General features: G+C 58.8%; 15 protein-coding genes and 1 pseudogene. 14 read left to right on the top strand and 2 right to left on the bottom strand.

What is annotated here, in order from left to right; all coding sequences use genetic code 11:
- Window positions 1-52: 52 nt before the first annotated feature.
- Entirely contained in the window at window positions 53-721 is a 669-nt protein-coding gene (locus tag Q0864_RS14880; protein ID WP_298571242.1) for a LuxR family transcriptional regulator, read from the bottom strand.
- Between the two features lie 189 nt (window positions 722-910).
- On the opposite strand from Q0864_RS14880, the gene Q0864_RS14875 reads away from it, so the two are divergent.
- Window positions 911-1597, top strand: coding sequence for an acyl-homoserine-lactone synthase (locus tag Q0864_RS14875; protein WP_298571240.1), 687 nt, complete (start codon window positions 911-913; stop codon window positions 1595-1597).
- Between the two features lie 347 nt (window positions 1598-1944).
- On the opposite strand, the gene Q0864_RS14870 is transcribed toward Q0864_RS14875, so the two are convergent.
- Entirely contained in the window at window positions 1945-2523 is a 579-nt protein-coding gene (locus Q0864_RS14870) for a hypothetical protein (RefSeq protein WP_298571238.1), read from the bottom strand.
- 157 nt (window positions 2524-2680) lie between these two features.
- Between Q0864_RS14870 and Q0864_RS14865 the strand changes: the two genes are divergently transcribed.
- From Q0864_RS14865 to Q0864_RS14805, 13 genes and pseudogenes are all read left to right on the top strand, one after another.
- Window positions 2681-3013 (top strand): hypothetical protein, encoded by a 333-nt coding sequence (locus Q0864_RS14865; protein ID WP_298571237.1) that lies wholly within the window; start codon window positions 2681-2683, stop codon window positions 3011-3013.
- Window positions 2985-3599 (top strand): lytic transglycosylase domain-containing protein, encoded by a 615-nt coding sequence (locus Q0864_RS14860; RefSeq protein ID WP_298571236.1) that lies wholly within the window; start codon window positions 2985-2987, stop codon window positions 3597-3599. The genes Q0864_RS14865 and Q0864_RS14860 overlap by 29 nt, the downstream gene beginning before the upstream one ends.
- 20 nt (window positions 3600-3619) lie before the next feature.
- Window positions 3620-3901: a TrbC/VirB2 family protein gene (locus tag Q0864_RS14855; protein ID WP_298571234.1), complete on the top strand. Its 282-nt coding sequence runs from the start codon at window positions 3620-3622 to the stop codon at window positions 3899-3901.
- Between the two features lie 42 nt (window positions 3902-3943).
- Complete coding sequence (locus tag Q0864_RS14850) at window positions 3944-4222, top strand: VirB3 family type IV secretion system protein (protein WP_298571231.1); 279 nt, start codon at window positions 3944-3946, stop codon at window positions 4220-4222.
- The gene (locus Q0864_RS14845; RefSeq protein WP_298571229.1) at window positions 4197-6587 is read left to right on the top strand and encodes a type IV secretion system protein B4; all 2391 of its coding nucleotides are present in this window, start codon (window positions 4197-4199) and stop codon (window positions 6585-6587) included. The genes Q0864_RS14850 and Q0864_RS14845 overlap by 26 nt, the downstream gene beginning before the upstream one ends.
- An 8-nt stretch (window positions 6588-6595) precedes the next feature.
- Window positions 6596-6772, top strand: a complete 177-nt coding sequence (locus Q0864_RS14840; RefSeq protein WP_298571227.1) for a hypothetical protein — start codon at window positions 6596-6598, stop codon at window positions 6770-6772.
- On the top strand, window positions 6772-7890 hold the full coding sequence (locus tag Q0864_RS14835) for a lytic transglycosylase domain-containing protein (RefSeq protein WP_298571225.1): 1119 nt from the start codon (window positions 6772-6774) through the stop codon (window positions 7888-7890). Before Q0864_RS14840 ends, Q0864_RS14835 begins: the two co-directional genes overlap by 1 nt.
- Window positions 7887-8681 carry a type IV secretion system protein gene (locus Q0864_RS14830; RefSeq protein WP_298571223.1) on the top strand — a complete coding sequence of 265 codons (795 nt, stop codon included), beginning with the start codon at window positions 7887-7889 and terminating at the stop codon, window positions 8679-8681. The genes Q0864_RS14835 and Q0864_RS14830 overlap by 4 nt, the downstream gene beginning before the upstream one ends.
- On the top strand, window positions 8678-9064 hold the full coding sequence (locus tag Q0864_RS14825; RefSeq protein WP_298571222.1) for a hypothetical protein: 387 nt from the start codon (window positions 8678-8680) through the stop codon (window positions 9062-9064). Before Q0864_RS14830 ends, Q0864_RS14825 begins: the two co-directional genes overlap by 4 nt.
- The gene (locus Q0864_RS14820; protein WP_298571221.1) at window positions 9064-10089 is read left to right on the top strand and encodes a type IV secretion system protein; all 1026 of its coding nucleotides are present in this window, start codon (window positions 9064-9066) and stop codon (window positions 10087-10089) included. The genes Q0864_RS14825 and Q0864_RS14820 overlap by 1 nt, the downstream gene beginning before the upstream one ends.
- 3 nt (window positions 10090-10092) lie before the next feature.
- Entirely contained in the window at window positions 10093-10749 is a 657-nt protein-coding gene (locus Q0864_RS14815) for a type IV secretion system protein (RefSeq protein ID WP_298571219.1), read from the top strand.
- A gap of 6 nt (window positions 10750-10755) precedes the next feature.
- A complete protein-coding gene (locus Q0864_RS14810; protein WP_298571217.1) occupies window positions 10756-11469 on the top strand; it encodes a TrbG/VirB9 family P-type conjugative transfer protein in 714 nt (237 codons plus the stop codon).
- A gap of 2 nt (window positions 11470-11471) precedes the next feature.
- Window positions 11472-12195, top strand: a pseudogene (locus tag Q0864_RS14805) (type IV secretion system protein B10); the annotation flags it as partial.

Below are 12195 nucleotides of genomic sequence, written 5' to 3'. Positions count from 1 at the left end.
TACGTCTTCGTAAGAGCCTTCAGGATCGAATTTTTTAACATTCTGTCGATAGTCAACGGATCAAATTCTTCCTCAGCGCCGTGGCCACAAGCTGATAGTTGGTCTTGCACCCCACTTTACGTCGTGCCGAGGCAAGCCTTTCTTTAGCCGCAGACTCAGATATTCCCAGATGTTCCGCTGCTTCTTTAACATTCTTGTCTTCAGACAGGCATTGCAACACGGCGATCTCGCCTTGCGACAACGCACGCTCGTCTTCAAGGCTTTCAAAAAAATCAGTCGCTAGTCCGGACAGAAACAAGATTTCATGAGGCAGCAATTCCCGGTCATGGCGCGAGACACTCAGCAAGGACCGGTTGGTCCCAGTCTTTCGGCTGAACGCGGCACCATAGACCAATCCATATTTCTTTGCGGAGTTCATGAACCGGCGCAGGTCAGGGATCGGTACCTCGGACCAGCGCTTGTCTCCTGTAGAAAACAGCGACCAGACCAGAACAGGATCAAAGGCAAAGTAGCGCCGCTTCTCGTATTCTTCCTTCCATTCGGGCGGGTACGTGCTTTCAAAATACTCGTATCCGCGCACATTTACATTCACCAGAAGGCTGTATCCGGAAATGGCAATTTCCTCGATATCCGCCCGAAACGGTGCAAAGGCTTTGGAAACAGCATTCGTTGTTTCGATAGCATCGGGGTTCTGTTGGATCCCCTTTTCGTAGATCTCCAAAGCTGATTCCCCCACTCATCACATACCGGACCTGACCCTAGGTCAGATCTGCACCGACGGTAGGTCGGGGCAAACCTGAGGTTTCTGGCCTCAGGTCAGTTTCTATCAATAAGTGAACGATTTTGCTAGACCTGCCCACCCGCTCGGTGACTGATTGGCATGTCAAATCATCGAATCCGAAAGCGAACCATGGCCCACACACAAACAAATGTATTGGCACCCCGATCAAAAGACGGTGTCTCCTGTGTCGTCGCGCAAATGCCGCAAGAGCTGTTTTCCCCACGCGCTGCCTTTTCGTCAGAAATGCGCCTGATCGGGCATTTTCTGGACCTTAGGAAACGCGTCTTTGCCTTGGGCAAGGGCTGGAAAGTCTGGATCTCAGGACAGACCGATCTCGATCAATATGACCGCCCCGACTCTGTCTACATCATCGCTCTGTTGGAAGGCACAAACATGGTTGTGGGTGGTGCGCGACTTGTGCGCACCGACAGCGTTGCAGGTGCTGCAGATCATGGCTTGTTCTCCTACATGATCCGCGACGCATGTCGCGGTCTGCTCGATGGCTTGCCTGTTGATCTTTGTACTGGCGTTCCGCCTGTCGATCGCGGCACCTGGGAACTCACACGCCTTGTCACCGATGGCACGCCCGGCGCTGGGGCTGCGGTGCTGCAGGCATCGAATGCCTTTCTTGCATCACAAAGGGCAGATAGCTGCTTGTTTCTCGGTCCGATCGGGTTTCAGAAAATGGCGCGGTCGATGGGTTTCACACCCACCACGATCGGTCCGATTTGTGGCAATAATGATGGGCGTTTCCAGGCTTTTGCCTGCCCCGTGATCTATGAGGATCTGAACAAGCCGCGAGAGAGCGGCAAATGACTGTAGGTAAGGACAATACGCAACCAGACCTGCCAGCTCAAAGGTTGAGAAGGTCCATGAACCAGGGTGACAGTGCACCCTGCAGCACGCAATCCGTTGGCTTGCGAGGCAAAAGGAACGTCTCCAACCAATATCCCAGTTGGACCGCAGACGATGTGTAAGAAGCTGCTCTTCGCCAAACCCATCTCTGAAGCTGTCATGCGGGAAGAAACCACGGAACGGCTTGTCTGGCGGGACTACCTCTGGAACTCCGGTCAGGTGATACGCGTATGGTTTGAGGATCCTTCAGCAATTGATGACACCATGATTAGTGTGCACTTGCTCGGAGACAATGACATTTCACCCGGTCAATAGGTATACCAGGCCGAATGACCCATCATTCCCTTATAGTCGCCATACTCAACCAATACCGCGCGGCGATAGAGGGACGGAAGGCGTCCATCTTCAGGATAGGGGATCGTTTGACCGTTCTGGCTGACAAAACTGATTGGCCAAGCTGTCCTCGACTTATAAACTCGGATGAGGACCTGGCAGTTGCTGTTCTCATGATCGCATGAGCGAAGGGACCAGTCCCATTTCCGTGGCCCAGTATCTTCCTTATACGACGTCCCATAAAACCAGAGCACACGTGTCCGCCGCAACCAAGCATAATCGGACGTGGAAACATCCACCTCCCATTTCCCGCCTGAACCTCCCAATTCAACTGGCGCCGCCGCGAAGGAGCAGATTCCAAACGGTGGTCGTATCGGCCAGGGCGTGATGCGCCGGATCATTTCCGCATAGGCGGCTGAACAGACCGCCCCCGGCGGAAACCCTCCCGCCATGCAGAGCATGATCGCGCAATCCATGTCGTAGGCGCGACTGGGCTTGGCTGAGATCGGTAGAATCATCGCTGAAAAGATCAAGTTGAGAATGAATGAGCGCATCAGCCCCTCCTTATGGCGGTCTAAATCAAGCTCAACTTAGTGGGGATTTCGGCCTGTTTCCACATATTTCTATTTCCTACGTTTTATATATATTGACTCTATCTATGCTTTTCGTGATGTTTGCATCATGTATGAAGGTCTCTCAAAGGGAGAGACCATGCCGATAGCGAGACACCTGAGTCTGATCACACTGGATGGTGTGAAAGACCTCATTCAGAGGAAGGTGGCGTTCACCTGTCGGTATGAGCTCGTAGGAGGTACAGGTGACGGTAAGCCGCTGTACCAGTGCATCTATTGCGTCGGGGATGAAGAACTCATCCTGGTCGCAGCCAAGGTCCAGAAACACGGACCCAAGGTGCGCCACTTCGCGATCTGGCCGGGGCTTGTCAATCACCACACCAGCTTTGGTGATGGTCGCCCTGTCTCTATCGATCTCGATATCCGCAACGCCGAGGGCGGCGATGGCGGACCTGATGGTGATCAGGGCTGACGGCAGCGTCAGAACGTCCGGCTGGAACGATCACGGGCGAGAATCGGCGGAACACGAGGTCGCACGCCTAAAGCCATCTCATCTTGAAACCCGTCACGCGATCCTCTCGGCCATCCGCGCAACATCAGAACGTCACGTTGCGAACCGCTCCCTGCTTTCCATCAAGCTCTCACCCGCCGATTGGCATTTTCTGTTCCAGGCATTGATCGAAGCCGAAAGTGGTTACAACCCGACTGCTGTCAGCCCCAAAGGAGCTTATGGTCTTGGCCAGCTGATGCCCGCGACAGCACATGATCTGGGAATTGACCCGACCGACCCCGTCCAAAACCTCGAAGGGGCAGCGCGGTATCTGATGGCCCAGATAGGTGCGTTTCGTGATGTCGATCTGGCGCTCGCTGCCTACAACGCAGGTCCTCATCGCGTCAGGGCTTATGGCGGCGTGCCTCCCTTCACAGAGACCCGGGACTTCATCGCCCGCATTCACAACATTCGAGATCGTTTATCCCGTCAACAGACAGGCCTGCCTGGCAATCTGGTTTCAACCAGGCGCAGCACGCGCGCGCCCGTCGTGATCGCGTTGCAATGATCCATCGCAAAGGACCGACTATGAGATATTCTCGCCTCCGACACTTATTGCTCGCCACGGCAGCACAGGCGCTTTGTTCCAACCCTGCGCTTGCGCAAGACCTCTCGCCGATCCAAACCATGCTGGAGACGGTCGAGGCGGCCCTCACGGGTCCAATTGGCATTGCCGTGTCCACGCTTGCCGTCATCGGCACTGGCTTCATGTGCATGATGGGGCGGTTGAACTGGGGATGGTTTGCCTCCGTCATCATCGGAATTGTGTTGATTTTCTCGGCCGGCACTATCGTTGACGGGTTCACCTGATGTTTGTCTCACCCTTCTGGCTCCAATCGGTGAGGTAGGCTGATGGCAGAACGATCCCCTTTGTTTTTGGGTCTTGCGAGGCCTCCCAAATATCTAGGTCTCCCTGTTGGCTATCTGGTTGTCTTAGCCTTGGGGGTTGTTCTGCCGTTCATCTGGACGAAGTCATTGGTGTTTTTCCTGATCGGGATGATCGCCTACCCGGTGCTCTGGGTCGTGGCCGACAAGGAGCCTCATTTTTTCGAGGTGCTGCGGGTCTCTTACGGTTCCGTCCGCGCTACGAAGAACCGCGCCCTGCATGGAGGTGACAGCTTTGGCACTTGATGGCAGCAAATCCACATCCCCTGCGCTTTTGGCAGCGGACGGGCGTACATTCGCACGGGAGAGCTTTCTCGCAGAGCACCTGCCGTATTTTGCGCGGGTGGCGGAAGATGTGCTGATCCTACGCGAGGGCGATCTGTTGGCCACCCTGCGCCTTGATGGTCTCAACCCAATGACTTCGCCGGATGCGGAGCTCGACGCGCTTCGACGCGCAGTTGCCGCCATCGTTGCCCAGACCGGCGATCTCTTCGGCTTCTATGTGCATCGGATCTCGATGCCGCAGGATCTTTTGCTGCATCCCATTGAAGGCGACAGCTTTGCCTCTGAGATTGATCGGCGCTGGCAGCGCCATGTCACAGACCTGCAACCGAAGAAGACACAACTCTATCTCACCATCCTACGCCGTCCTGAACTATCCTCACGGCTGCCGCTCCTGCGTGGCCTCGCCCGCAAAGGCTGGGTTAAGGATCGCACTGCGCGGGTGCATGAGCTGAATGAAGTCATTGGGTTCTTCGAGGTCGCCCTGGCCAATGCTAAACCGAAACGCCTGACCACGGCGAGCGGTGAATGGCTTGGGTTTCTGAACACGCTGAACTCAGGATCGTTTGCGCCGGTGGCGTTTGGCCAAAGCGCCCTGCCCTTGTCTCATCAGTTGGGCGATGTCCGTGCAACTTTCGAAGGCGACACGGTCTGGGTTGAGTGCGCCACCACCGGTACAACCCGATACGGCGCGCTGTTCAGCATCAAGTCCTACCCCGCCCTCACGGATGTCACGCTGCTCGACGGGCTCGACCTGCCGCTCGACATGGTGCTGACCAATTCTTTCACTCCGATTCCGACCAATATCATGGCCGAGCGTATCCAGCGGATCATCCGCCAGATGCACGCCTCGGATGATGCCGCCGTCTCGCTGCGCGACCAACTCGCCATTGCCGCAGATGATCAGGAGGCGGGCCGCATCGCCTTTGGCAATCATCACCTCTCCATCGCCGTCTACGCAGAAAGCCGCGAAATGCTCGAGCGCGCCGCAGCACAGATCAAACGCGCGGGCCAGGAGATCATGGCCGTGATCGTGCGCGAGAACATGGCGCTGAAAGCCACTTATTTCGCTCAACATCCCGGGAACTTTGGCTACCGGGCGAGGCGCACGCCGATCTCCTCGATCAACTTCGCGGATTTCGCGGCGCTGCATGGGTCGGTCGAAGGGCGCGGCGGGCAGGACAGTCCGTGGGGTGAACCCATCACCGTACTGCCAAGCGCTGGAACGTCCGGTTATAGGTTCAATTTCCACGAGGCAGGCGACGCGGTCGAAGAACCCACTGTCGGCCATACGCTGGTGCTGGGCCGCACCGGCACCGGCAAGACGCTGACGACGGCCTTTCTCGCGGCGCAGTCGCAGCGGGTAGGGACCCGGCTGTTCTTCTTCGACAAGGACCGCGGCCTCGAGATGGCCGTGCGCGCCTTGGGCGGCAAGTATCACGAGGTGCGGGCCGGTGTGCCCACGGGTCTCAACCCGTTGGCCACAGAAACCGATGAACGAGGTCGTGCCTGGTTGTCTGACTGGCTGGGCACGCTTCTTTCCACCCACGGCACCCTCTCGGGCGAACAGTCCCGCCACGTCCAAAGCGCGGTGCGCCAGAACGCGGGTGCCGGGGCTTCGCTGCAATCCTTCGAGAGTTTCGAGACCCTGTTCCGCGCACTCGACGATGGCGGCGAGTTGCAATCACGCGTTGGCGAATGGGTACCGGGCGGACGCTACGGCTGGGTGTTTGCCGCGAACTCTTCCGGTCCCGCGCTGTCACTCGACAGCGATATCGTCGGGTTTGACATGACCGAGATCCTGGACATGTCAACCGAGCGCATGGCAGTGCTGTCCTACATCTTCCGCCAAATCGAACGCGTGGTTGAAGATCGCCGCCCCACGATCATCGTTCTCGATGAGGCCTGGAAGCTGCTCGATGATCCCTACTTCGGCGCGCGGCTGGAAAACTGGTTGGTGACCCTTCGCAAGATGAACTGCGTCGTGGTGATGATGACGCAATATCCAAGTCAGTTGCGCGACGCCCGGGTCGGCAAGACCATCGTCGAAACCGTTCCAACCCAAATTCTCTTTCCCAATGATCGGGCCACGCCCGCTGATTATGACTTCCTACGCGTCTCGGAAAAGGAAGCCTCCCTGCTCACCCAGCCAACGGCCGGTCAGCGGATCGCGCTGGTCCGATCCGCCGGCGACAGCCTCTTTGTCGATGCTGATCTGTCAGCCCTAGGGGACTTGCTCCCGATCCTCGGGGGTGGGCGGACCGGCGAGGCCCAGGTCGAACCCGATTGGCGCACCACCCCTGAATTCTGGAGGAACCCATGCGAATGACTTTGTTGATGATCACACTTCTCGGTGTTGCCGCCTGCGAACGTTACACCGAGAAGACCTCCCCCTGTTTCGGCAAGAACGGTGAACCAGGTGTGTCGCGCAACGCGACCCCACACCTATCGTTCTCCACGAAATCCCCTGACATCGAAAGTGATTGCACATTCGAGCCGGTGCTGGGCGGCTGATGCGGGCCACGCTCCTCATATCTGCAGCCACTTTCTGTCTGCCTGTCTGCGTGCCTTTTGACGCGCTCGCGCAAGGCGTGCCGGTCCAGGACAATTCCGGGCTTGGGCAGCTGGTGGCGATGCTTGGTCAGTTGGGTGAGGACGCGACAACACAACGTGAGGTTCTGTCCACGGAGGAGCAACTGGCTGAAATCCAGGCCGAACAGTTGCGTGTGCTGGAAGAGATCACCGATGCCATCACCGGACAGGGCTTCAACATCCAGTCCCTTGAGGGCAATGCCAGTTTCCCGGCCTCGGCGATCTATCCGTCTACCTCTAATCATCCGATGGACAGCCGCATTTTCGGCGAAGGCCGCGAAACCATCGAGATGATGATTGTTCAAGTCGCTGGGGAATATGCCGGATCTCCCGGCGTGGCGCGGGCGGGCCTGTCTCCCACCCAGTGGCGCTGCCTGTTCCAGGCCCTGATCAAGCAGGAAAGTCGGTTCAGCGTCACCGCCCAAAGCCCGGTCGGCGCCTATGGTCTCACCCAGCTCATGCCCGGCACTGCCTCTGACATGGGTGTCGACCGCTATGATGTCATGGACAATCTGCGCGGTGGCGCGCGCTACATCACCACGCAACTGGGTAGCTTTGGCAATATCCCGCACGCATTGGCCGCCTATAATGCCGGGCCCGGTCGGGTGCAGCAATATGGCGGTGTACCGCCCTTCCCGGAAACCCAAGGCTATGTGCGCAACATCTCGCATTTCTACAATGAATACCTCGCCGTGGTCGGCGGCGCGGATGCGCTTGGCACGCTGACGCCGGCCGATATGGCGCTGGCGGAGTATTCCAACATCTCGGATGCGAGCCTTTATTATGCCGCCGATGCTCACGCGACAACCGAGCAGGTGGTCAACCGACTGGCCGCGATCATCCGGCAGATTGATGAACAGCCGAATGTGAAGGCAGCAATCGAGCTCAACTCCTACGCACGGGCCGAGATCGCCCGCATCCTCTCTCTCCGCGTCCGGCTGATGGCTGCAAACCAGATGCGCGAGGCAGCCCGCGCCCAGCATCTCGTCGTGGATCGCCTGGAAGAGAGGAAGTTCATGGCCATGGAGGTATCCGAATGAAACGCATTCTACTCAGCGCGGCCACCGCGCTCAGCCTTTGCACATCCGCAGTCCTAATTTCTCCGGTCCTTGTCACCCCAGCCACGGCTCAAGGCGTGCCCACGTTTGACGGGCAAGCGCTGAAACAACTCCTGCTGCAACTGGAGCACATGGCTGAAGATCTCGGCATCCAGCATGAACAGCTGACAACGCTCCGGAGGGAGTTGGAAACACAACTGATGCAGCTCGAAAACCTTGAGGCCCAATTGCGCTCGCTCATCAACGGCAACGGGCTGGGTGATCTCTTCGCCACGATAGAAGAATTCGAAGAGCTGCGCGGCGCTCTGGTCGGACCTCTCGAAACCTTGCAGGCACTGGCTAACGGGGATTTTACCTCCGGGTTTATCTCCGGATCGGATCTGGCAAGCCAGGTCGAGACCGCACTCACCGGTACCGGACTCACCTCCACCCAGCTCTCAGACCTGTCCGCTTCCACGGAATCCGCCGACAACCGCCTCGCCACCTCGGCAGGTGCCAGCGCCATGCTCTCGGTGGCAGCGCAAGAATCCCACGAGGAAGCCGGGGCCAGCCTTGAGCGGTTGGAAACCATGGTGGGCCTCATTGATGATCAGGACGGGCTGAAGGCGGCGGTCGATCTCAACACCCGTGTCACCGCTGAGCTCGGGATCATCATGACCCAGATCTGGCGCCTCGAAGCAGCCCAGGGTGTGAGCGCAGGCCAGCTCGGCGTTGTCGATGCCGCCACTCTCGCCGCCGAACGACGCTTCCGCTCCATGGAGGTGTCCGAGTGATCCGACGTATCGATATCGCGCTTGGGCTTTTGCTGGCCTTCGCAGGGCCGGGTTTCGCCCAGACTTCCGGCAGCTTTGAATCCATGGCCCAGCCTGAAGAACAGGCTGAAGCATGTGTTGCGCCGCGTCCGCCACGCGAACTGCATTCCTTCGCCCTTGTCCGCAATGGCTACCGTGAAATCTTACGTATCGTCGCGGCGGAAAGGGCCATCGAGACGCGCAACTGTGGCTGCCAGTTCGATGCGGTGTCATGGGATGACGCCGTCGTTGCGCATGAACGGTTCCAGACGTCTGACAACCCAAAACTCCCCTTCGATGTTATCGCATTGCGTGGGCAAGCCGACGCTCTGGAAGCCGAGTTCCAAGAGGTCTGCTCGGAGTAATGGGGATCATTCGCGACATACTCAGCGAGGTGGATGACGCCATCGATTCCGTCGCGGAAGCCGGGTTTGTCCAGGCCGCCGGTCAGATCGGCGACGTGATTTCCATCGGTTCAGGCGTCTTGCTGATCCTGCTCGGCGTCAATGTCGTGATGCAGTTGCGCCCCATGAGTTTCGGCAGCGGATTTGCCTTCGGCATCAAAGTGGCCCTGGTTGGCCTCTTCGCGCAGAGTTGGGACAATTTCTCCATCATCTACGGGATCGCAACGGATGTTCCAGACGCCATCGGGGCCCGCATCCTGTCTCTCACGGCATCCGGCGACGAAGCCGGCGTCTATGAAAGCCTCGATTCCATGGTCAATCGCATCACCGCCTATGGCGATGCGATCGGCGACAATGCGGGCTGGGTCTTTGGCGCAGTGCTGGGCGCGATCTTCTTTGTTCTGTCAGCCATCTTTGCTGCTGTCACAGCCGGGATCATCGCCTTCGCCAAGATCGTCTTCACCCTGATGATCGTGATCGCGCCCTTCATGATCCTGGCCTCGCTCTTCAAACCCACCCAGTCGCTCTTCGAGGCATGGTCGCGCGCCACCATTGGCTATGCCCTCATGCCTGTAGCAGCAGCCGGTGCTGCTGGCATCATCGTCGCCATCGCCGAGATTATCGGGGCCTCCTCGGCCGATCCTGACAACGTGGCCACGGTCAGCCTGATCCTACCCTTCCTCGTCATCCTGATCCTGAGCGCAGGCATCATGGCCTCGGTGCCTTACATCGCCTCGAACCTCACCGGCGTGGTCGGGATCGCCTCCAATGCTATCGGTCTCACCGGATTGGCGCGTCAAGGCGTCGTGAACGCAGGTGAATACGGCACGGGCGGCGGGACCCGCATAGCCACCGGCAAAACACCGCATGAGTTGCGCCATGCCACCAGCGATGGCCTCGTCAAAACCGGTCAGGTCATCCGCCAAACTCCCGGTGCGATGCTGGCGCGCGCCAAGTCTTTCCGCAACACGAGCGAGGCCACCTGATCCATGAGTAAAGCACGTGACGCCTTCGAGGCTGATTTCATCTATGGGCCAAGACGGCGGGAGCGATTTGCGTATTTCGTGGCAGCGGCAGGCGTGGTCGTCGGGCTGGTTGGATTTCTCGGAGCCGTATCCCTCTTCCCTCTGAAATCTGTCGAGACTTTTGTCGTCGTCGTCGATAAGAAAACCGGCGAGATGGATCGCGTATCCCAGGTCGCGGCCCTCACCCTTGATGAAAGCGACGCCATCATCCAGGCCAACCTCGTTTCTTACGTCGATGATCGGGAGACCTATGACCTCACCGATGGCGAACAACGCATCAACTCGGTGCTGGACCGTTCCGAAGGCGATGCCGCCCGTACCCTGCGCGATCTCTGGTCATCGACCAACGAGGATTACCCGATCACCATCTATGGCCGCGAGGCCAAGATCGATGTGGTAATCCGCTCGGTGAACCAGATCGAGCCCGGCGTCGCCCAGGTCCGTTTCACCCGCACGCTTCGCCGAGAACGTGACACCCGCACCGTGACCCGGCCCTACGTCGCCACCCTCGCCTATGAATTTCGCCCGGAAACCCGCCAGCGCCTGCAGGATGTCTGGGCCAATCCCCTTGGCTTTGTCGTCACCTCCTACCGCGTCGATGCTGAAACTCTCGAGAATTGATCCCAAATGAAAATTCTGCCCACACTGCTCCTAGCCCTTTCTTTACCATTAGACGCCTTCGCCGAGGCCACGCCCACGGGCGGCCCGCTTGATGTTCGCATCCGCTACGCCGTCTACAACGAGAACCAGGTCTTCCGAATTGAGACCGATCTACGCCATTCGACCACTCTCCACTTCGGGCGCGGCGAGCGGTTCGAAGCTGTGATCGTCGGTGACACGGAAAGCTTCCAGGTTGATCCAATCCCCGAGCTCGGCAACGTGCTGACGATCAAACCACATGTTGAAGGGTCCTCCACCAACATGACGGTGATCACCAACCGGCGGAGCTACTCTTTCCATCTGCGCGAAGGCTCGATCCCGAACCGAACGGGCATGTTTTTCGAAGTGCGGTTTCGCTATCCGGAGGAAGAACGCAGAACCAGCACGCCCAAAGGCTTTGAGGCGCCGCGCAACTACGCTTATCTCGTCTCCGGCGAAAGCGATTTCCGCACGGCAACGGTCTATGACGATGGGCGCTACACCTATTTCACTTTTCCCGAAAACGGCCGCCAGCCCGCGATCTTCAAGGCCAACGAGCAGGGCCGCGAGCGTACTGTCAACTGGACGCAGGATGGCAACACCGTCCGCGTGCTCGGTGTGAATGACTACTGGACTCTGCGTATCGACGACGAGGCGCTCTGCATCGCGCGGGATCGATCCGCCATCTATGTGAGCAACTGACCATGGCCGATGATCCTGATCTTCAAAAACGCCTCGACACGTTCAAGGACGGTAAGACAAAAACCCGGTCCGGTGGAGTCGGCGTGGGTGCCTTGGCCATCGCCCTGGGGCTGGGCGGTGCTGCCGTTGCCTATTGGCTCGCAACCGCCGCCCAGGACGGTCCTGCGCCGCTCGAGACATCCGAAGTCACGCCATTCCAGGATGGACAACCCGGCGGTGGGCGGCTGGAGTTCCCCCCTGATGAGACGGACCGGCGGGTCAATGACGCGCTCATCGCGGTCGAGGAGGCGCTCGACGTACCGGCCACCCCTGCCCCGGAACCGAGTCGCGAAATGCTTGATGAGCTTGCCCACCTGCGTGAGGCCCTCACCACCAGCCAATCCGAGCGCAATGCGGAAATCCAAGCCGCCGTTGGTGATCTGCGCGATGCTTTTGATGCCCAAACCAAAGCGCTCGAAGGGCAGATCGCAGAAAGGGAGCGCGAGTTGACAGCCTTGGAGCGGGAAAACGCATCCCGCATGAGCAGTCTGCAAAGCCTGCTCGATGCGGAACGCGCGCAGCGGGAAGCGCTCGAGGCCGAGTTGCATCAGGGTGCCCTCATTGCCGATCAGCGCCTTCTCGAGGAACGTCGTCGGCAGGAAGAAGAACAGCGACAACGGGATGCCGAGCGCGAGGCCGCGGAACTCCTCACCGCGCAAATCAGGTCACCTGCTATTGTTTATGCCG

Origin of the sequence: uncultured Aliiroseovarius sp., from assembly GCF_947497285.1 — a bacterium.
Classification (GTDB): Bacteria; Pseudomonadota; Alphaproteobacteria; order Rhodobacterales; family Rhodobacteraceae; genus Aliiroseovarius.
Note: the sequence above shows the minus strand (reverse complement) of the source record. Positions and strands in the feature narration are given on the sequence as shown.

Coding starts and splice junctions, on each gene's coding strand:
- Q0864_RS14815 (WP_298571219.1), top strand. CDS start 10,093: ATGAGTAAAGCACGTGACGCCTTCGAGGCTGATTTCATCTATGGGCCA.
- Q0864_RS14860 (WP_298571236.1), top strand. CDS start 2,985: ATGGCGGACCTGATGGTGATCAGGGCTGACGGCAGCGTCAGAACGTCC.
- Q0864_RS14870 (WP_298571238.1), bottom strand. CDS start 2,523: ATGCGCTCATTCATTCTCAACTTGATCTTTTCAGCGATGATTCTACCG.
- Q0864_RS14840 (WP_298571227.1), top strand. CDS start 6,596: ATGATCACACTTCTCGGTGTTGCCGCCTGCGAACGTTACACCGAGAAG.
- Q0864_RS14875 (WP_298571240.1), top strand. CDS start 911: ATGGCCCACACACAAACAAATGTATTGGCACCCCGATCAAAAGACGGT.
- Q0864_RS14865 (WP_298571237.1), top strand. CDS start 2,681: ATGCCGATAGCGAGACACCTGAGTCTGATCACACTGGATGGTGTGAAA.
- Q0864_RS14835 (WP_298571225.1), top strand. CDS start 6,772: ATGCGGGCCACGCTCCTCATATCTGCAGCCACTTTCTGTCTGCCTGTC.
- Q0864_RS14850 (WP_298571231.1), top strand. CDS start 3,944: ATGGCAGAACGATCCCCTTTGTTTTTGGGTCTTGCGAGGCCTCCCAAA.
- Q0864_RS14820 (WP_298571221.1), top strand. CDS start 9,064: ATGGGGATCATTCGCGACATACTCAGCGAGGTGGATGACGCCATCGAT.
- Q0864_RS14845 (WP_298571229.1), top strand. CDS start 4,197: ATGGAGGTGACAGCTTTGGCACTTGATGGCAGCAAATCCACATCCCCT.
- Q0864_RS14855 (WP_298571234.1), top strand. CDS start 3,620: ATGAGATATTCTCGCCTCCGACACTTATTGCTCGCCACGGCAGCACAG.
- Q0864_RS14830 (WP_298571223.1), top strand. CDS start 7,887: ATGAAACGCATTCTACTCAGCGCGGCCACCGCGCTCAGCCTTTGCACA.
- Q0864_RS14810 (WP_298571217.1), top strand. CDS start 10,756: ATGAAAATTCTGCCCACACTGCTCCTAGCCCTTTCTTTACCATTAGAC.